The sequence below is a fragment of the Pseudomonas sp. Teo4 genome, from assembly GCF_034387475.1.
Taxonomy (GTDB): domain Bacteria; phylum Pseudomonadota; class Gammaproteobacteria; order Pseudomonadales; family Pseudomonadaceae; genus Aquipseudomonas.
Window position 1 is genome coordinate 81,622 of sequence record NZ_JAXCIL010000003.1, and the last position, 17,725, is coordinate 99,346.

17 protein-coding genes and 1 pseudogene are annotated in these 17,725 nt (G+C 55.7%); 10 read left to right on the forward strand and 8 right to left on the reverse strand.

The features are described from left to right. The first annotated feature begins 3 nt into the window (after window positions 1-3). From PspTeo4_RS28160 to PspTeo4_RS28170, 3 genes are all read left to right on the forward strand, one after another. A complete protein-coding gene (locus tag PspTeo4_RS28160) occupies window positions 4-399 on the forward strand; it encodes a DUF6957 family protein (protein ID WP_009683805.1) in 396 nt (131 codons plus the stop codon). Between the two features lie 92 nt (window positions 400-491). Continuing rightward, window positions 492-1,220: a metallophosphoesterase family protein gene (locus PspTeo4_RS28165; protein ID WP_009683806.1), complete on the forward strand. Its 729-nt coding sequence runs from the start codon at window positions 492-494 to the stop codon at window positions 1,218-1,220. Window positions 1,221-1,285: 65 nt separating this feature from the next. Then, window positions 1,286-1,483, forward strand: coding sequence for a hypothetical protein (locus PspTeo4_RS28170; RefSeq protein ID WP_033690579.1), 198 nt, complete (start codon window positions 1,286-1,288; stop codon window positions 1,481-1,483). 441 nt (window positions 1,484-1,924) lie between these two features. On the opposite strand, the gene PspTeo4_RS28175 is transcribed toward PspTeo4_RS28170, so the two are convergent. Then, a complete protein-coding gene (locus tag PspTeo4_RS28175; RefSeq protein ID WP_157050342.1) occupies window positions 1,925-2,095 on the reverse strand; it encodes a hypothetical protein in 171 nt (56 codons plus the stop codon). Window positions 2,096-2,816: 721 nt separating this feature from the next. Here PspTeo4_RS28175 and PspTeo4_RS28180 point away from each other — a divergent pair. The 3 genes from PspTeo4_RS28180 (at window position 2,817) to PspTeo4_RS28190 (ending at window position 4,665) form a co-directional block, all read left to right on the forward strand. Beyond that, on the forward strand, window positions 2,817-3,023 hold the full coding sequence (locus PspTeo4_RS28180; protein WP_009683810.1) for a hypothetical protein: 207 nt from the start codon (window positions 2,817-2,819) through the stop codon (window positions 3,021-3,023). Between the two features lie 143 nt (window positions 3,024-3,166). Continuing rightward, entirely contained in the window at window positions 3,167-3,532 is a 366-nt protein-coding gene (locus tag PspTeo4_RS28185; RefSeq protein ID WP_009683811.1) for a histone-like nucleoid-structuring protein, MvaT/MvaU family, read from the forward strand. Between the two features lie 449 nt (window positions 3,533-3,981). Beyond that, window positions 3,982-4,665, forward strand: coding sequence for a serine O-acetyltransferase (locus PspTeo4_RS28190; RefSeq protein ID WP_009683812.1), 684 nt, complete (start codon window positions 3,982-3,984; stop codon window positions 4,663-4,665). A gap of 5 nt (window positions 4,666-4,670) precedes the next feature. Here PspTeo4_RS28190 and pabB read toward each other — a convergent pair whose 3' ends face one another. The 7 genes from pabB to glyA all read right to left on the reverse strand — a co-directional run bounded on the left by pabB (window position 4,671) and on the right by glyA (window position 12,856). Continuing rightward, window positions 4,671-6,014 carry an aminodeoxychorismate synthase component I gene (gene pabB / locus PspTeo4_RS28195; RefSeq protein ID WP_009683813.1) on the reverse strand — a complete coding sequence of 448 codons (1,344 nt, stop codon included), beginning with the start codon at window positions 6,012-6,014 and terminating at the stop codon, window positions 4,671-4,673. 43 nt (window positions 6,015-6,057) lie between these two features. Then, a complete protein-coding gene (folK, locus tag PspTeo4_RS28200; RefSeq protein WP_009683814.1) occupies window positions 6,058-6,621 on the reverse strand; it encodes a 2-amino-4-hydroxy-6-hydroxymethyldihydropteridine diphosphokinase in 564 nt (187 codons plus the stop codon). A gap of 95 nt (window positions 6,622-6,716) precedes the next feature. Beyond that, a complete protein-coding gene (locus PspTeo4_RS28205) occupies window positions 6,717-8,063 on the reverse strand; it encodes a gluconate:H+ symporter (protein ID WP_016715860.1) in 1,347 nt (448 codons plus the stop codon). A gap of 225 nt (window positions 8,064-8,288) precedes the next feature. Continuing rightward, entirely contained in the window at window positions 8,289-9,185 is an 897-nt protein-coding gene (gene purU / locus PspTeo4_RS28210; protein WP_009683817.1) for a formyltetrahydrofolate deformylase, read from the reverse strand. 11 nt (window positions 9,186-9,196) lie between these two features. After that, on the reverse strand, window positions 9,197-10,099 hold the full coding sequence (gene folD / locus PspTeo4_RS28215) for a bifunctional methylenetetrahydrofolate dehydrogenase/methenyltetrahydrofolate cyclohydrolase FolD (protein ID WP_029380372.1): 903 nt from the start codon (window positions 10,097-10,099) through the stop codon (window positions 9,197-9,199). A 101-nt stretch (window positions 10,100-10,200) separates the two neighbouring features. After that, window positions 10,201-11,526: a D-serine ammonia-lyase gene (locus PspTeo4_RS28220; RefSeq protein ID WP_009683819.1), complete on the reverse strand. Its 1,326-nt coding sequence runs from the start codon at window positions 11,524-11,526 to the stop codon at window positions 10,201-10,203. A gap of 58 nt (window positions 11,527-11,584) precedes the next feature. Continuing rightward, complete coding sequence (gene glyA / locus PspTeo4_RS28225; RefSeq protein WP_009683820.1) at window positions 11,585-12,856, reverse strand: serine hydroxymethyltransferase; 1,272 nt, start codon at window positions 12,854-12,856, stop codon at window positions 11,585-11,587. Between the two features lie 133 nt (window positions 12,857-12,989). On the opposite strand from glyA, the gene PspTeo4_RS28230 reads away from it, so the two are divergent. From PspTeo4_RS28230 to PspTeo4_RS28245, 4 genes and pseudogenes are all read left to right on the forward strand, one after another. Further along, a complete protein-coding gene (locus tag PspTeo4_RS28230; RefSeq protein ID WP_029380371.1) occupies window positions 12,990-13,889 on the forward strand; it encodes a LysR family transcriptional regulator in 900 nt (299 codons plus the stop codon). Between the two features lie 451 nt (window positions 13,890-14,340). Further along, window positions 14,341-14,616: pseudogene (locus tag PspTeo4_RS28235) on the forward strand (transporter substrate-binding domain-containing protein); the annotation flags it as partial. 69 nt (window positions 14,617-14,685) lie between these two features. Further along, a complete protein-coding gene (locus PspTeo4_RS28240) occupies window positions 14,686-16,167 on the forward strand; it encodes an APC family permease (protein ID WP_110676715.1) in 1,482 nt (493 codons plus the stop codon). A 54-nt stretch (window positions 16,168-16,221) separates the two neighbouring features. Next, entirely contained in the window at window positions 16,222-17,721 is a 1,500-nt protein-coding gene (locus tag PspTeo4_RS28245) for an aldehyde dehydrogenase (RefSeq protein ID WP_049696798.1), read from the forward strand. Window positions 17,722-17,725 lie beyond the last annotated feature (4 nt).

Below are 17,725 nucleotides of genomic sequence, written 5' to 3' on the forward strand. Positions count from 1 at the left end.
ATCATGGTCATCTCGTTGGATGAGGTAACGGAGTTTCTTTACGGCGCTGGGGAGCTATTGGAGGGTTGGACAGGTACGAGAGTTGACCTGGTTCAAGCTGCGCACGAACGCTTTTCAGGTAAAGCGTTTTGCCTGGTGCAGCGCTGGATTCTGGTCGAACTACCTCCGGAAGAGGTCGAGCCGTTGCCGAATGGAATCGCGCCCATGGTGATCTTTGCCCATGACGTGATCCATGACAGCCGGAGGCGTTTTGCACCGCGCTCCTGGGTGAGATCTACGTATGCGGTTTCGTTCGAGCACCCGTGCATGTTTGAAACGAGAAGCACGATCTACCTTCTCGTCGGTGATGGTTACCGGAAGCAGGCGAAGCTCGAGCTGGTTTTGTCGTTGCAGCCGTAGAGCATTCCAGATTTTTTGAGCCCGGCCCCCTCTGGGTGGCCTTAGATGGGCGACGTTTTTTGCCTTCCGTAGCGTGGAGTACGGGGTTCCGTATGAAGGTTTTGGTTTTCTCAGATCTGCACCTGGAGTTTGCTGACTTCCAGCCACCTTCAGTAGACGCGGATCTCGTTGTACTGGCGGGCGACATTTCAGTGCGTAGCCGGGGTGTGCATTGGGCGAATGAGGTCTTCGATTGCCCGGTGATTTATGCCTGTGGCAACCACGAGCATTACGGCGGAAACGTTGATCGGACGTTGGCCAAAATGCGTGAGGCCGCTGCGCACCACGTGCATGTGCTGGACAACCAGAGCATCGTCATTGGCGGCGTCCGTTTTTTGGTCGCTACGGCTTGGACGGATTACACCGCAACCGGCGATTACAGGGCCGCGATGCGGGAATGCGCAGAGTGGATGACTGACTTCAAACGGATCCGCGTCGGAACGGGCTACAGCAAGCTTCGCCCGGTCGACCTCATTGCCCGAAACATTGCTGCTCGTGCTTACCTGGCCTCAGAGCTCGCCAAGAGCTTTGACGGTTCGACCGTTGTGGTCACGCACCATTGCCCTATCCCTGAGGTTGCCGGGAGTGGTCATGAGGGTCACTTGGGGGCTGCTTATTTCAATACATGGTACGACTTGGTAGCGCAGGCCGACGTGTGGATTTTTGGCCATACGCATCACGCGGTGGACACAGTCGTCTCTGGCTGTCGTGTGGTCTCCAATCCGAAAGGGTATCCGGGTGAGCGCTCGGGGTTTTCTTCAGAGTTCACCGTCGATATTTGAAGGTCGCTTAAGCGATCAGCACCAAGTGCATTGGTGTGGTTTAGGTGCATGAACAGGAAGTGTAAATGGCAGATCAAATCAAGGAATACTGCGGTGAAGAGCTCTCGACTTTTCAACTCAAGCGGGTCATCCGGGCAATGGCTCAGAAGTACCCTATGCCCATCACGGCTTACCTGAGTGATGTGGTCAAGCAGCGTCGCAAAGGCAATGCAACGTTCCTTTGGGGTCGAGATAACGGGGTACTTGTCGAGTGTGCGATATGAGGCCGGTGAGCTATCCCTCAAAGGGATCGTTTTCGGCGATCGCGAGCGTCGCTTCGAGGATGGGTCGTCGATCATCACATCAATCGTCCTCGACTCCCAAGAGCTTCAGGGCTTCCTGGTTGTCCGAACCCTACGCAGTGTCTATGTGGTGTGCGATTGGGCTGGCGACTGCGCTGGTGAGAATTCGAAAACCAGGCACTGAGTGTATGGCTTGAGTCCTGATGAGCGAGTTAAAGAGTGGGGTATGAAATGAAGCTCACGCGATTACATGAACCCAACGAAATTGTTGACGTCACGTGTGACGGCTGTGGGTGTTCCACGCGGGGGCGCGAGGGCGATTTTCAGTTTGGAACATTGCACGGGGCATGGGGTGACGGGGCGACACACCACAGTGAGGTGTACGAGTTGCACCTCTGCGAAAGCTGTTTCTTCACTCAGCTATCAGGCATCAAGCGAGCGCGATGGCTCGGCATGATGTTCGAAGAAAAAGCGGACGCCTTCCTGGCCGATGAAGCCTTTGGGCGGATAGAAAACTCCACGAGGGGGAGGGGTTGAAGCGGGATCGTTGAGGGTTCCGCTCTTAGGTAGATCCTGCAGGTAGTTGATGGCCATGAGCCATTGAAATGGCGACTTCCGAAATATTTTTCAAAGACCCCCCTTGAAATTTTTTTTGCGGGACGGAGTATATTATTTGTAATCAAAAAAAAGCTGCTCTCTCCCACCTCTCCCCCGTCACTCGTCGAATAACCTTCAGCTGCTTCTATTGCTTTGCTTTTTCTTTTCGCTATCAACATGAAGGTCGAGTGGCTTTTGATGCTTCTTTGATCAAAGGCTACGATGTCTCCTGGCTTGAGCCGTCGTAAAAAAAATCGCTTATCCGGCCGCTAGGCCGGCTAGCTTTTCTGTTGACCTCAAATGCAGAGCGGCTTAGATTTTTTTTGAGCAGCCCTTATTACGGCCTCGGTGGCCGTGACGCCGTTTCCGAGCCCGTTCGAGGCCAATTTGAAGGCACCAATGGGCGGTCTAGGCTGGCCTAGTGGCCGATAGCTCTTGCCCAGCCCAGGTATCTTCCATGAAGGATAATCAGGCCAGGATGAATGAGGTTACCGCAGACCTTCATTATTGCGATTTGATCTTCACGAGCCAAGAATCTGCTGAGTTGAAACGGCTGGCCAAAGAGCTTCAGGCAGCTGGCCAACACCCAGAGCTCGTGAGCTGTATCCTCGAGAATATAGGGGTGGTAGAGAGGGATGACCGACATACTCAACGCCCTCAAGCCTGAGTAATCTTGAGCTCACGCCACCCGGAACCTTTGTCCATTGGAGCAGCAGTCATGAAAGACCTCAGCAAAATGCTTCCTCATGATCATCCGATGTACGCGGAAGCCGTCGAGGCGTTGAAGGCGTATCACCAGGCGCAGAATGGCGGTATTACTGGCGCTGAGCTTGAGCGGCTGCGTTTGCTCGCTGAGCATCGCTTCCAGGCGGTCACGGACTATCAGCTTCAGGCTCTGGGCGGCCCGGCAGCGACCAGTCATTGAACGATGATACTGGTTAGTCGACTGGCATTCCTAAGTATGAGTTTGGCATTAGGCCCAATTGGGCCGTACATTTTCACTTCGATGTAGCAGTCGAATATGACAAACTATCCTCTTCTTGAAACAACCATTTAGGAAGCAAGCATATGTCTCGTCTCGTCGAGTTCCGACGCTTGGAGCAGCAACTCGCTCAGCAGCTCGCAGAGCTGGAAGCTATGAAAGGTGATTCCGCAATCAAGGCGGAAATGGAGTTTGAGGAAAAGCTGCGCGCTCTGCTCGGTGAGTATGGCTACACCCTTCGGGACGTAATCAACATCCTTGATCCGCAAGCAGGCACTCGCCGTCAGGCTACTCAAGTGCAAGAAAAGCCATCCCGCAAGCCACGTGAGGTGAAGGTCTACAAAAACCCACATAGCGGTGAATTGGTGCAAACCAAAGGTGGTAACCACGCAGTTCTCAAAGCTTGGAAGGCCGAACACGGCGCTGAGACCGTGGAGTCGTGGCGCCAGTGAACAACGCGCCTGAACAGGATGATGGCATCCTAGGTAGCCTCATCTGGTAAGTGTCCGACATCAAAACCTCACCGAAGAAGAGAACTCTTTCGGGGCAACTAAAACCCCATCGAGGAGAGTCGGAGGCCCCGTGCAAGACCATTGAAAAACCGCCTTTTGTGGCGGTTTTTTATGCCCAGCTATTGGACAGCACTTTGTGGATAATAGGCAGTATTAATGAGAGTGCCGGGGAAGTTCTCAAATTTGATAGTCCTTAGAAGATTATGATGCGCTGCGGCACCTCACATCCTTAATGCTTCAAAATTACTCATCAGCGTAAGGCTTGGGTAGGTTCCTCCTTTTGGTAAGCTATTCTTACCTAATGCTTAAGGAAACTTAAGCTATACTGTTGTGGAACTACGTGCCACATTAACTCATCATCTCCTTGATTCTGAAATTCATGAGGCCACATGAGCAAGGTATGGCGTTCGCTCAGGCAACAAGCTGAGCAGTTTGCGGGCTGGAACCCCGTTATGCGATGGAATGTGGAGTACCGCGTTCTCGAACATGACTGCTTCGAGGCAGCTCTGGGCGCCAATCTCGGGTTCAGCTTGAGGCACCTGGGCGGAGACAAGCTGCAGGCCTGGCTGACGGCGCTGCTCCGCTCTGAGCCGGCAATCGCTGTGCAGTCTGCAGCTGATCTCGAGCGTTTCGTAAAAGATGATCCGTCCTGTGTCGATCACTATGTCGCGCTGTCCTCCTGTGCAGGCTTCCAGGCTCTGCAGCTCTATCGCATCAGTCATATGCTCTGGCTCAATCTCGAACACCACAACGCCATGATGTTGAAGAACTGGGCTGCTCAGGTGTGGGGAATCGATATTCATCCTGGCGCGGAGATCGGCAAAGGTGTAGTTGTCCGCCATGGCCAAGGCTTGGTGATTGATGACGGTGTGGTGATCGAAGACGATGTCACGCTTTGGAATGCGGTTAGCGTCCTTCGCAGCCCTGTAGGGGCATGCAAAAGCCCGGTGTTGAAGCGGGGCGTCACTGTTCACGCTCAGTCAGTGTTGTGTGGAGGCGTGATCGTCAAGAAGGGCGTCACGTTGCCGGAGTGCACCCTGTTCACTGAATCTGTTGCTGATGTCGTGAACTAGGTTGATTACGGTAGAAAGTAGCTCTCCAGGCACTTCAGGAGGTTTCGGATCTTCGTCACGGACTCTAGATACTCACCCTGGGCGGTCGACTCGGCCACTATCCCTCCACCACCCCAGCAACTGATCGTCCCACTGTTGGCGAGCAGTGTCCGGATGGTGATCGAGCTGTCCATATGGCCGGCTGTGTCGAGATAGAACATAGAGCCGCAGTAGATGCTGCGCTCAGTCGCTTCCAGCTCATCGATGATTTGCATGGCGCGCTTCTTCGGTGCACCCGTGATCGATCCACCGGGGAACGCATCGAACAGCAGGTTTATCGGATCTCTGCCCTCGGCTAGCTCGCCCTGGATAGTGCTGACCAGGTGATGAACGTTTGGGTATGACTCGATGCTGAACAGCTCAGGGACGCTGACTGAGCCGGATCTGCAGTTCTTCCCGATGTCGTTACGAAGCAGGTCAACGATCATCAGGTTTTCAGACCTATCTTTTTCGCTGGCTGCCAGTTTTTCTGCGTAGTGTTGGTCTTCAGCGCTTGTCCGGCCCCTAGGCATCGTGCCCTTGATAGGTCGAGTTTCAACCCGCCCATTGATGCTCTGAATGAAGCGCTCGGGTGAAAAACTCATTATGGCGTCATGCTGACCCAGGTTGATGTAGCCACCGAAAGGGGTTGCGCAATGGTTTCGGAGGATTTCATAGGCGCGCCATGGATTGCCCGAATAGCTGGTAAAGAACTTCTGTGTGAAATTCACTTGGTAGCAGTCACCCGCTGCGATGTAGTCATGGATGCTGGAGATGGCATTTTCGTAAGCGTTGTAGGTAACGGTCGGAGTAAACTTGGCGCCCAATGTGAAAGGCTCGTCTGTTTTCCTTGTCGTGCCCGATTGAAACAGCGAAATGATGCTTTTGCGTTCCTGGTTATTTACAGCCGGATTGAAGATCAGTCGTGATTGGCGCGTTTGATGGTCTGATACTAGGGCCCAGGTGTATAGACCGATAAGGGCAGTTGGGATCTGCACCCTCTCCGACGGCTTGAGACCAATCACTGCTCGGCCAAAGTCATAGCTGAGATACCCCATGAGGCCGCCCGTGAATGGCAACTCTTCATCTGGGCGCCTATGCCCGAGGCTCTTGAGCGCAGCCCGTAAACGCTCTGCGAATGCTGCTGAAGACTCACCTTCATACGGTTGAAAGCTTCTGATCGGCCAGGCGCTCATCAGATCGTAGCGGCCTCGTTGGGACGTTGGGCGACCAGAGTCAAAGAGAACAGCCCCAGGGGCATTACGGATAACTGCGAAAAAGACGGTGGGGTCTGCCAAGTAAGGGAGAGGATGCACGTGAAAAGGCTGCATACAAGGCTCCAGCGAGTTCAAGACGTGTGGATCGTTGATCGGGCTATATCGCTGCGAGCTGGCAGGGATCACCCGGTAGCGGAAATCTCCCGGCTTGCACTGTAAGAGCAAACGAGCTGACACCGAAGGGATAACGTACAGATGACAGCTGAGGCCCTGGCTGCAACTGACGCCACAACTCGGCGAATGAAATGCCGAGGCCTGGGTGCTTGAGGTGTGGGGCCAGTTGCTGCAACGGATAGAGCACGAACGCCCGGTCGAGAATTTCTGCTCTGGGGAGCTCTATCCCCTCATGGAGGCCCGCGAGGTCATCAAACAGCAAGATATCGATATCAAGGGGAATGAAGCGTTGAGTGCTGCTGGTTCGCCCATGAAGGAGTTCGATGTCTTTGATCCACGCGTTGAGTTCGGCCAGGCTGAGGTCGGTACTGCCCCCTACGACCAGGTTGTAAAACGGGGATTGTCGAGGGTCTATCGAGGCGCTTTCATAGATAGGCGAACGGCGCAGAGGGTCGATGTGTTCTTCAAGCATCGACAGGGCCATATCAATGTGGATTTCCCGCTCTACATTGCTGCCAAGGCCGAGATAAACATAATGTGTTGGCATAGTTTCAATTCACCAGGTGCTTACCTATTTGACGTCCATTCCGCTTGGCGTCAAATAGGTTGGGAAAGGAGGCCGTCAATGGCAAATGGCTAAAGTCAACCTAGGAAGTAATTCAGTATCAGGGTGGCCAGGAGTGCAACGAGGGAGGCAACAACGGTTCCTCCGGTAAACTTCTTGAGTGCCTCCGACAGCGAGACATTCAAATACTCCTTCACGACCCAGAATGCCGAGTCGGTGACGTGTGCCCAGCCTATGGAGCCGGCGCCAATAGCGACGACCAAGATTTCCGGTTTCAGGTGAGGGTCAGCGGCCAGCATTGGGTTGATCATGCTCGCAGCGCTTACCATGGCCACAGTTGCCGAGCCCACGGCGAAGTGCATCAGCCATGCGATGAACCATGCCAGGATGATCAGGTTGATATCAGTGCCGGCCAGCATGTTCGAAATCGCTTTACCAACGCCGCTCTCGATAAGGACGGCGTTGAAAGCCCCGCCGGCGCCGATCACGAAGATGATGTTTGCAAGCGCTGGGAAACCGCGTTGGGTAATCTCTAGCAGTTGCTGCATGGTGCGGCCTTGGCGCAAGCCAAGAGACCAGTAGGCAAAGGCGACGGAGATCATCAGGGCGGTCAGTGGGTTGCCCACAAACTGCGCGACATGCTGTACCAGAGAGTCAGCCGGTAGGCCAGCAGCAGCGGTTTTGAAGACCATCAGGATCAGTGGCAAGGCGATGGTCATCAGCGTAATGCCGATGCCTGGGAGTGCCCGTTCAGCAGGCAAGTGCTTTCCGTGCGACTCCAAGAAGCTTTGCTGCTTTTCGCTCGCTGCTTTTCCGCAGAACAGACTCACCCAGATGGGCCCGGCAATGATCATGGTCGGAATGCCGACCATAAGGCCGTAAAGAATCACGGTACCTACATCGGCATGTAGCATACCAGTGATGGCCATGGCAGCCGGGTGGGGGGGGAGGATGCAGTGGATGGTCATCAGAGAGATGGCCAGTGGGATCCCAAGAAACATCAAGTTGATCTTGGTTTCGCGGGCCACCACATACACCAAAGGTATGAGAAGTACGAATCCAACCTCGAAGAACACAGGAATGCCAGCGATAGCGCCGACGATAGCCATGACCCAGTGGGCCCGTGTTGATCCCAAGTTGTCGAGAAGAGTCTTGGCCAGCCGCTCGGCCCCGCCTGACTCCTCAAGCATTTTGCCCAAGATGCCGCCGAGCCCGATGATGGCGATCAGGAACCCAAGGGTTCCGCCTATTCCCGACTCCAGTGATTTGACGATTTGAGTTGCCGGCATGCCGGAGCCGAAGCCGACGACAAAGCACGCGATTATCAACGCCAAGAAAGCGTGAAGTCGTACTTTCATGATCAAGAAGATGATCAGTGCAATGGAGGAAAACAGAACTCCTAACAGCCAAGTTGTATCTTGCATTTCTATGCCCCGCACCTTGTTTTCTTTATTTGGGCAGCTATAAATGAGATAGGTAAAGTGCCGAAGCTTTATTGATTAGGCATGGCTTACTTCAACTTGCAATTTCAATTTTTACGAGTAGGAATACCCCCTTGGGTTGACGTCCAAGAGGGTACAAGTCACCTACACCAATTTTTGATCAAACACTTAGGTACTATGGCGAAACGAGCGCGGGACGCGCTCATCTCAACCGATAGACTCAGAGGAGTACGAATCAGGCGACGGCGGGAACACAATCGTCTTGTTCTCGTTCATGAACACACGCCCGTGCACGTAGGCATGAATGGCCCGTGCCAGCACCTGGCTTTCTACGTCTCGACCCAAGGAGACATAGTCTTCTGGGCTTTGCGCATGGGTGATTCGAACAATGTCTTGCTCGATGATGGGGCCTTCATCCAGGTCGGCGGTGACGAAGTGAGAGGTTGCACCGATCAACTTCACGCCTCGCTCGAAGGCTTGCTTGTAGGGGCTGCCGCCTTTGAACGACGGGAGGAACGAGTGATGGATGTTGATGATCCGCCCCGACATCTGCTGGCACATTTCGTCAGACAGAATCTGCATGTAACGGGCGAGTACGATCAGCTCTGCACCCGCCTCGCGGACGATGCGCATCTGTGCTGCTTCAGCTTCAGCCTTGTTCTCCTTGGTCACCTTAATATGGTGGTAGGGAATACCATGCCCTTCGACCACCTTTTGGAAATCCAGGTGGTTGGAGATCACACCGACAATATCGATTGGCAGGGCGCCGATGCCCCAGCGATACAGCAGGTCGTTCAGGCAATGGCCGAAACGGGAAACCATCAGAATGACTTTGCGCTTGGCGCGCTCATCGAAGAATTCGAACTCCATCTTGTATTTATCAACAAGGGGTTGGAACTCTTTTCTCAGATCTTCAAGCGACTGGCCTTCTTCCGAACGGAAGGTAATACGCATGAAGTAGTGGTTGGTGCTCTCATCGTCGAACTGTGCGCTGTCGCGGATGTTGCAGCCGCGAGAAGACAAGAAGCTGGTGATGTCAGCTGTGACGCCACGGATCGAAGGGCAAGTTACTCGCAGTACATAATTATTTTTAGTCTTGGTCATTTGGGATCACCTTAAACAGCAACAGCTTCTTTTTTGGTTACGATTTTGTGCTGACGCTTGAACGCGGTCACAGTGTTGGCCAGCAGGCACGCAATGGTCATCGGGCCAACACCGCCTGGTACTGGTGTAATCGCCGATGCATGCCCTGCTTCGTCATATGCAACATCGCCGACGATGCGCGACCGGCCATCACGTTCAATGCGGTTGATACCTACGTCGATAACGACAGCGCCTGGCTTGATCCAATCGCCTTTCACCATCTCAGGCCGCCCTACCGCTACCACCAAAATGTCGGCAGTTCGGCACAACGCAGGGACATCTCGCGTTTTGGAGTGCGCGACGGTCACGGTGCAGTTCTCGGCCATCAGCAGCTGGGCCATTGGCTTACCAACAATGTTTGATTTGCCGACAACTACAGCATTCATTCCGGCCAAGCTGCCCAAACGGTCTTTCAGCATCATCAAGCAGCCCAGCGGGGTGCAGGGAACCAAGGCGTCTTGGCCTGTGGCCAAACGGCCAGCGTTCAGGATGTGAAAACCATCCACATCTTTGTCTGCATCAATGGCATTGATAACCGCGTTGGTATCAAGGTGTGCAGGAAGAGGTAGTTGCACGAGAATGCCATTAACTTCCGGAGCGGCATTCAGCTCGTCCAAGAGACCCATTAGCTCAGCTTGGGTTGTATCAGCGGGCAGCCTATGAACGAACGACTGCATACCGATGGCCAATGTCTGGCGGTGTTTGGCACTTACATAAACGCCACTTGCTGGATCCTCGCCAACAAGTACAACAGCCAGGCCAGGAATGAGTCCTGTTTGCTCTTTAATCTCGGTTACTTCTTCCGTAAGTTTGTCCACGAGATTGGCTGCAAAGCCTTTCCCGTCGATACGGTCGGCCAAGAATTGATTGTTCATGAAACTAACACCTCAACGTCATTGACTGGCGTGATTGGTTTTCATTGGCGCAAATTTGAGGAGTGGGGGTGTTGTTTGCCACCCCCTTTAGAGCTCTGGTCTTATTTGACCAGTAAAGCTCCGCGCGCCATGAATTCCTTGAATTGCTCTTCAGGAACGAAAGCGCCACCAGTTGTCCAAATGACGTGTGTTGCCTGAGCGAGTTTATTGCTCAGTCCGTGAGCTTCTTGATAAGCACGACCTTGATTGCTGTTCACGATGAACTCTGGGCCGGCAAAGCCTGCAGTAGCTGATGGCTCAAGGCGAATTGCTTGAGTGGTTTGCGCCTTCCAGAGCCAGCGGAACAAGTCGTCGTCGTCGACAGTGAAAACGCCGGACAGCATTGGCTTCATGACATCCGCTACGAACTCCGACATACGGGCAACCGCCATACCGTCTGCTTCAGTTCGGTTAGTCAGGCCAACGTCATACACCGAAATCAGCTCTTTAGAACCGCTCATCATGTGAACCATGGCACATGGAGACTGAACCGGCTCAACAAAGAAAGCGTGAGCGGCATCGCCGAAAATAGCTTTCAGTCCGTATGCCGCGCCACCGGGTGCACCGCCAATACCGCATGGCAGGTAGATGAACAATGGATGGTCTTCATCGATGGTGACCCCCTGCTCTTTGAGCTGCACTGCCAGCTCGCTGGCAGCAGCGCTGTAACCGAAGAACAGCATTTCCGAGCGCTCATCATCCACGAAGTAGATGCTTGGATCGCCCTCTGCATCAATGCGAGCGTGTTCGACTGCAGTGGTATAGTCGGCCTTGTGCTGCACGACCTCCACGCCCAGGCGTGTGAGCCGATCAACTTTCCATTGTTTGGCGTCCGACGACATGTGCACCACTGCTCGGAAGCCCAGAGCGCGAGCGGCAATACCAACGCTCAGCCCCAGATTACCTGTGCTGCCCACGGCAATGGTGTGCTGGGCAAAAAGAGCGCGGGCCTGCTCTCCCACCAGGACGGTAATATCGCCACCAGGAGTCAGGATGCCGCGCTTTTCAGCCATCTTCTTGGCGTGCATAAAGACTTCATAAACGCCACCACGTGCTTTGATCGAACCCGCGACGGGCAAGTCCCCGTCTGCCTTGACGAAGACACGACCGTATTCCGAAGTGCCATACCCGAGAGCACCACGCAGATCTTCGGCTTCGATCAGCTTGGACTGGATCCGGCCCTTCGATGCCTTGAGTTCGGGGAAGCACGTCTCCAGCACTGGCGCCAGCAGCTGCCAGTTTTCTTCGGCCTCTTTAACTTGAGCAGCCCGGATCGGCAGCGATTGGTCAGCAATGCCGTTGGCTTTCAGGTTCGGGTTTAGCCAAAGCGCAGGTCGGCCAGCCAGGACATCGTCACGCGCTGGATCATTGGGAAGTTGAACGCTCATTTTTATTTTCCTACAGCGTGGAGTGAGGCGGATGGTCTAGGCATCCGCCATGTACCCCTTAGGCATAGATTGGGAAGTCGGCAACCAGTTTGGCAACTACTGCGCGGCTCTTCGCGATGACGGCGGCACGGGTAGTTTCGTCAGCAACTTGTGCATCGAAGATATCTGCGATCAGGTTGCCGATGACTTCGAACTCTTTGGCACCAAAACCTCGAGTAGTACCCGCTGACGAACCCAGGCGCAGGCCTTTCCACTCTGATGGCTTGGCGCTGTCGAACGGAATCGGGTTTTTGTTCGAGGTGATGTTGATTTCCGACAACGCGTCCTGCGACTGCTGACCGGTCAGATCCTTGGACGAAACATCTACCAGAACAACATGAGTATCAGTGCCGCCACTGACGATGCGTACACCACGCTTCTGCAGAACTTCTGCAAGCAGGCGAGCGTTCGCTTTGACGTTTGCACCATAGGTCTTGAATTCATCGGTCAGAGCTTCACCGAGGCACACTGCTTTACCGGCGATGGTTGCCAGGTGTGCGCTGCCTTGTACGCCTGGGAAAACAGCCGGTTGAAGCTTCTTGAAGAGGTCTTCGCGGTTGGTCATGACCAAGCCGCCGCGAGCACCACGGAGGGTCTTGGTGGTGGTGCAGGTCACGATGTCTGCGTGTGGAATCGGCGAAGGGTGCACTCCAGCAGCGACAAGTCCGGCAAAGTGGGCCATGTCCACCAGGTAAGTTGCGCCAACCTTATCGGCAATCTCTCGCATACGCGGGAAGTCGATTTCACGTGGGTAAGACGAGCCACCCGAGATGATGAGCTTCGGCTTGTGCTCCAAGGCCAGAGCTTCGACGTTGTCGTAGTCGATTCGGCCAGTTTCGCGATCTACGCCATACGAAACGATGCTGAACCAACGGCCCGACTGGTTCGGCTTTGCGCCGTGGCTCAGGTGCCCACCCGAAGCCAGATCCAGGCTCAATACTGTGTCGCCTGGTTGCAGAAGTGCAAAGAACACAGCTTGGTTGGCCTGGGTGCCGGAGTGTGGTTGCACGTTCACGAAGCCGCAGCCGAAAAGTTCTTTTGCGCGGTCAATGGCAGCTTGCTCGACAACGTCGGCGAAATCAGCGCCGCCGTGGAAACGCTTGCCTGGGTAGCCTTCAACGGTCTTGTTGGTGATGACCGAACCGATGGCCTCCAGAGAGGCGAAGCTCACCGAGTTCTCAGAGGCGATCAGTTCGATCTGGCCTTGCTGACGTTTTTTCTCGTCTTGGAGAGCTTTGAAGATCAGCGGGTCGCGCTCAGCAAGATTGTCGTTGAAGTAGGAGTGGGTCATTACGGCGTTACCTTTGTTGGGGTTTTTTTCAAACCTATACCCTGTCCCAGATCAAAAAAAGCGAATAATATTTCAATAATACGTAAGCAATACTTAATGATTTTCTGAGATGTCGCTTTTTAGGGGAAACTTGATGGATATCAGTAAGTTGCGTGCCTTGAGAGAGCTTGCGGTACGTAAGACCATGGCAGCCGTTGCTGAAGCGATGCACGTATCGCCATCCGCTGTCTCCCAGCAGATTTCGCTGTTGGAGCAGGAGGTGGGGATCGATCTGGTAGAACGGCGCGGGAGAGGCGTAGATCTGACCATCGCTGGCAGAAAGCTCGTTGAGCGAGCCAATAGGATCTTTGAAGAGCTCGAATCCGCTAGGGCCGATATGGCCGAGTTGAAAAAGGTCGTGGCTGGAGACCTGAGGATTGCTGCATTTCCCTCAGTTGCAGCAGCGTTGATGCCCAAGACAATTCAAACACTCCATGCCACTCATCCTCGCCTGGAGGTGCTGTTTGAGGAAATGGAGCCTGAGGAAGGGATGAATGCTCTGCGCAGTTGGCAGACAGATATTGCGCTGATCGATGACTTGAACGTACCACCCGGCCTGCTTGACCCCAGTATCGAAATCACACCACTCATCGAAGACGTGTTCAACGTGATGATGTCGCCTGATCATCGCTTAGCAGTGATGGAGACTGTCACGTGGCAGGATCTTGAGCATGAAAACTGGGTGATGGATACAGCCTCCTCCACTTACACCAGGATGTTGACCGATGCTTGCCAGAAATCAGGGTACACGCCCAACATCATCGCGCGTTGCAAGGGATTCGAGGTTACCAGAGCGTTAGTTAGCGAGGGGTGCGCGATTGCCATACTCCCTGGACTTAGGGCTCGTAAAGATTTACAGGGCACACGAATTTGTCGACTGGAACCAGAGATTCGGCGCCGCATATCCATTGCATTTCGCAAGGGTGAGAAGAGGAGCCCGGCGCTTCAGGTGTTCGTACAATGCCTAGAGCAACACGCGGCTGAGATTCGGTGACCCCCCTAAAAATCAACATCATAGTGGCGTGTAGCCGCATTCGTAAGCTTAGCTTACGTAATATTGTAAAATTATTCGCTTTTTCTCTTTTTCTATAGGCGCTAGGTTGATCTCAACCGGGAGGAGACTCTCGGTTGGGCACACTCAATTGCTGATCCTGACATTCAGTAATTCGGTAGGTCTGACGGTGCTTCATATTTCGCCCCGGAAACGGGGCTTTTTAAAAATAAAAAGAGGGCAGCCTATGCCACTTAAAAAATCTTCTGATTGTTTCTCTGGGCCGTAGTGGCCTGTCTGATGTTTTCTGCCTCTGAGAGTTGGTTGAGTACCTGCTAGAGCGTCATCGCTTGGGCGGAATGTCTGTGCTGCAATCCATGAGAGCAATAACATGAAAAATGAAAACAAGATCTTCAAAGTTGGCCTGACAGTCGCAGCACTGACGCTGAGTTCGATGATGTCAATGGGTGCCATGGCCGGTACGACGCTCGACAATGTCAAGAAGAAGGGATTTGTTCAATGTGGTATCAGTGATGGCCTGCCAGGCTTCTCTTATACCGACCCCAAGGGTAATTTTCACGGATTCGATGTAGATGTTTGCAGGGCTGTTGCTGCAGCCCTCTTTGGTGATGCAACCAAGGTCAAGTACACGCAGTTAACCACCAAGGAACGCTTCACGGCGCTGCAGTCTGGTGAGGTCGACCTTCTTTCACGAGATTGGAAACAATCGTATACAATATAAAATAATGGGCCTTCCCCTTTGTTTAGCTGCCAAAAATAACTACAGGAAGCTGAAACGATGAATCATACCCAGCAACCCGAGGTGCGCTCCGCCGATGCCCCAGCGCTCGGCGGCGGTAGCAACCACGGTCTGAAACGCAACACCCTCGGCGTTACGTCCATCGCCTGCTTCATCATCGCGGCGGCCTCGCCGATGACCAGCGTGGTCGCCGTCGTGCCGATCATGCTCAGCATCGGCAGCGGCGTCGGTTCGCCGGCGGCCTTCATTCTTGCTGCGTCGATCCTGATGCTGTTCGCCGTGGGCTACGTGGCCATGGCCCGGCATGTCAGCAATGCCGGTGCGCTCTATGCCTACGTGACCCTGGGCATGGGCCAGTTGACCGGCCTGGGCACGGCGGCCCTGACCATCTTTTCCTATACGGCGATCCAGGTCGGCCTCTATGGCGGCTTTGGCTTCTATGCGGCCGAGCTGATCCTCCAGGCCACCGGCGTGGCCGTGCCCTGGTGGCTGTGCGCAGCGGTGGCGGCGGCCGCCTGCCTGTACCTCGGCGTCAGTGGCGTGCATTCCGGCGCGCGGGTGCTGGGCTTCCTGATGAGCTTCGAATGCCTGCTGCTGTTCGTCCTGGCCGGCGGCATGCTGCTGAACAGCCCAGCCGAAACCTCGTTCAGCCTGGCGCCCTTCGCACCGTCGGCGTTGCTCAGCCCCGGCCTGGGCGTGGCCCTGATGTTCGCCTGCGTCACCTTCAGCGGCATCGAGGGCAGCGCGATCTACAGCGAGGAAGCCCGCGACCCGAAACGCACCATTCCCCGCGCCACCTACTTTTCGGTGTTCTTCATGGCCGCCATCTACAGCGGCGTCACCTGGCTGATCATCTGCACCCTGGGCACCGATCACGCCGTGGAGATCGCCACCAAGGAGTCGGGCAACCTGGTGTTCCGGGTCAGCGACATGGTCCTGGGCGGCTGGGCCACCAGCTTCTTCAATATCTTCATCGTCACGGCGATCTTCGCGGCCATGGTGACCATCCACAACAACATCGCCCGCTACCTGTACTCCCTGGGCCGCCAGCATCTGGTCTGGTCGCCGCTCGGCTACACCGGACGCAAGGCGCAGACCCCCTACGTCGCCTCGATCGTGCAGACCGTCAGTGCCGTGATCTGCGTCGGCTTCTTCGCGGTGATGGGCCTGGACCCGTACAACGTGCTGTACGCCAGCATGACCGGCATGGGCGCGATCGGCCTCGTCCTGGCGCAGACCATCGCTAGCATCGCCATCTTCGTGTTCTTCCGCCGCACCCGCTGCGACCAGCGCTTCTGGAATGCCTTCCTGGCCCCGCTGATCGCCGTCGCCGGCCTGTGCGTCTTCCTTTACTACGCGCTCAGCAGCGTGGAGCTGCTCCTGGGCCTCAGCGGCACCTGGGCTAACCTGCTGGCGGCGCTTGTGTTCATCGTGTTCGCCGCCGGCTGGGCCTACGGCTTCTACGTCAAGCGATGCCATCCAGCCAAGTACGAACGGATCAAGTCGGTGCTCTGCGAGTAACCCGGTCCAGCCATGCCCGTGCGGCAGTCACCTATCCAGCAATGAGGAAACAGCATGACCAACACTCTTCGCCCCAACTTCGCCGAGCGGGCCAAGGCCCAGCGCTTCCAGACCAGGGCCTTTATCGATGGACGCTTCGTCGATGCCCTGGACGGAAAGACCTTCACTACCGTCAACCCGGCCAACGGTGAAGTCCTCACCCGCATCGCCGAGTGCGACGCGGCGGATGTCGAGGTGGCGGTAGCGGCCGCCAAGGCGGCGTTCGAGGACCGGCGCTGGGCCGGCCTGGCGCCGAAGGAGCGCAAGCGTGCGCTGTTGCGCCTGGCCGACCTGGTCGAGCAGCACGCCCAAGAGCTGGCCCTGATCGAAAGCCTGGACAACGGCAAGCCGGTAGACGACGCCCTGGCCGCTGACCTGCCGGACGCCATCGAGACCCTGCGCTGGCACGCCGAGGCCATCGACAAGCTCTACGACCAGAGCTCGCCGACGCCCGGCGACCTGGTTTCGCTGGTGGTGCGTGAGCCGGTCGGCGTGGTCGGCGCGGTGATCCCGTGGAACTTCCCGCTGGTCATCCTGGCGATGAAAACCGCCCCGGCCCTGGCCGGCGGCAACTCGCTGATCGTCAAGCCCGCCGAGCAGACCACCCTCAGCGCCCTGCGCTTCGCCGAACTGGTGGCCGAGGCCGGGATCCCGGCCGGCGTATTCAACATCGTCACCGGTTTCGGCGAGACCGTCGGCCAGGCCCTCGGTCGCCACCCGGACGTGGATTGCCTGAGCTTCACCGGCTCCACCGAAGTCGGCCGCTACTTCCTCAAGTACGCCGCCGAGTCCAACCTGAAGAAGGTCATCCTCGAACTGGGCGGCAAGAGCCCGGCCATCGTCATGGACGATGTCGATGACCTGCAGCCGATCGTCGAGCAACTGGCCATCGGCATTCTCTTCAGCCAGGGCGAAAACTGCAGCGCCGGTTCGCGCCTGCTGGTCCATGAGAAGGTCAAGGGCCGGCTGCTGGAAGCGCTGGTCGAGCACTTCAAGACCTGGACCGTCGGCGATCCGCTGGTCGAAGGCACGCGCATCGGTGCGCTGATCGACGAGAAGCACATGAACAACATCCTCGGCTACATCAAGGCGGGCGTGGAGGAGGGTGGGCGGATCATCCTCGGCGGTCAGCGCATTCGCCAGGAGACCGGCGGCTACTACATCGAGCCGACCATCTTCGACGACGTCAGCAACCAGATGACCATCGCCCGCGAAGAGATCTTCGGCCCGGTGCTTTCGGTGATCACCTTCTCCAGCGTCGAGGAGGCCATCGCCATTGCCAACGACACCCCCTATGGCCTGGCCGCATCGCTCTACACCAACAACCTGCACACCGCGCACAAGGTGTCCCGCGCCATCCGTGCCGGCACCGTGTCGGTCAACTGCTTCTCCGAAGGCGACCAGTCGGTGCCGTTCGGTGGCTTCAAGCAGTCCGGCTTCGGCGGTCGCGAAAAGTCGTTCCTGGCCCATGACCAGTATTCCGAAGTGAAGACGATCTGGATCCAACTGAAATAATGAG

Coding starts and splice junctions, on each gene's coding strand:
- PspTeo4_RS28245 (WP_049696798.1), top strand. CDS start 16,222: ATGACCAACACTCTTCGCCCCAACTTCGCCGAGCGGGCCAAGGCCCAG.
- PspTeo4_RS28165 (WP_009683806.1), top strand. CDS start 492: ATGAAGGTTTTGGTTTTCTCAGATCTGCACCTGGAGTTTGCTGACTTC.
- PspTeo4_RS28175 (WP_157050342.1), bottom strand. CDS start 2,095: ATGGCCATCAACTACCTGCAGGATCTACCTAAGAGCGGAACCCTCAAC.
- pabB (WP_009683813.1), bottom strand. CDS start 6,014: ATGCAGCCTTTTCACGTGCATCCTCTCCCTTACTTGGCAGACCCCACC.
- PspTeo4_RS28190 (WP_009683812.1), top strand. CDS start 3,982: ATGAGCAAGGTATGGCGTTCGCTCAGGCAACAAGCTGAGCAGTTTGCG.
- PspTeo4_RS28180 (WP_009683810.1), top strand. CDS start 2,817: ATGAAAGACCTCAGCAAAATGCTTCCTCATGATCATCCGATGTACGCG.
- purU (WP_009683817.1), bottom strand. CDS start 9,185: ATGACCAAGACTAAAAATAATTATGTACTGCGAGTAACTTGCCCTTCG.
- PspTeo4_RS28240 (WP_110676715.1), top strand. CDS start 14,686: ATGAATCATACCCAGCAACCCGAGGTGCGCTCCGCCGATGCCCCAGCG.
- folD (WP_029380372.1), bottom strand. CDS start 10,099: ATGAACAATCAATTCTTGGCCGACCGTATCGACGGGAAAGGCTTTGCA.
- PspTeo4_RS28230 (WP_029380371.1), top strand. CDS start 12,990: ATGGATATCAGTAAGTTGCGTGCCTTGAGAGAGCTTGCGGTACGTAAG.
- PspTeo4_RS28205 (WP_016715860.1), bottom strand. CDS start 8,063: ATGCAAGATACAACTTGGCTGTTAGGAGTTCTGTTTTCCTCCATTGCA.
- glyA (WP_009683820.1), bottom strand. CDS start 12,856: ATGACCCACTCCTACTTCAACGACAATCTTGCTGAGCGCGACCCGCTG.
- PspTeo4_RS28170 (WP_033690579.1), top strand. CDS start 1,286: ATGGCAGATCAAATCAAGGAATACTGCGGTGAAGAGCTCTCGACTTTT.
- folK (WP_009683814.1), bottom strand. CDS start 6,621: ATGCCAACACATTATGTTTATCTCGGCCTTGGCAGCAATGTAGAGCGG.
- PspTeo4_RS28160 (WP_009683805.1), top strand. CDS start 4: ATGGTCATCTCGTTGGATGAGGTAACGGAGTTTCTTTACGGCGCTGGG.
- PspTeo4_RS28185 (WP_009683811.1), top strand. CDS start 3,167: ATGTCTCGTCTCGTCGAGTTCCGACGCTTGGAGCAGCAACTCGCTCAG.
- PspTeo4_RS28220 (WP_009683819.1), bottom strand. CDS start 11,526: ATGAGCGTTCAACTTCCCAATGATCCAGCGCGTGACGATGTCCTGGCT.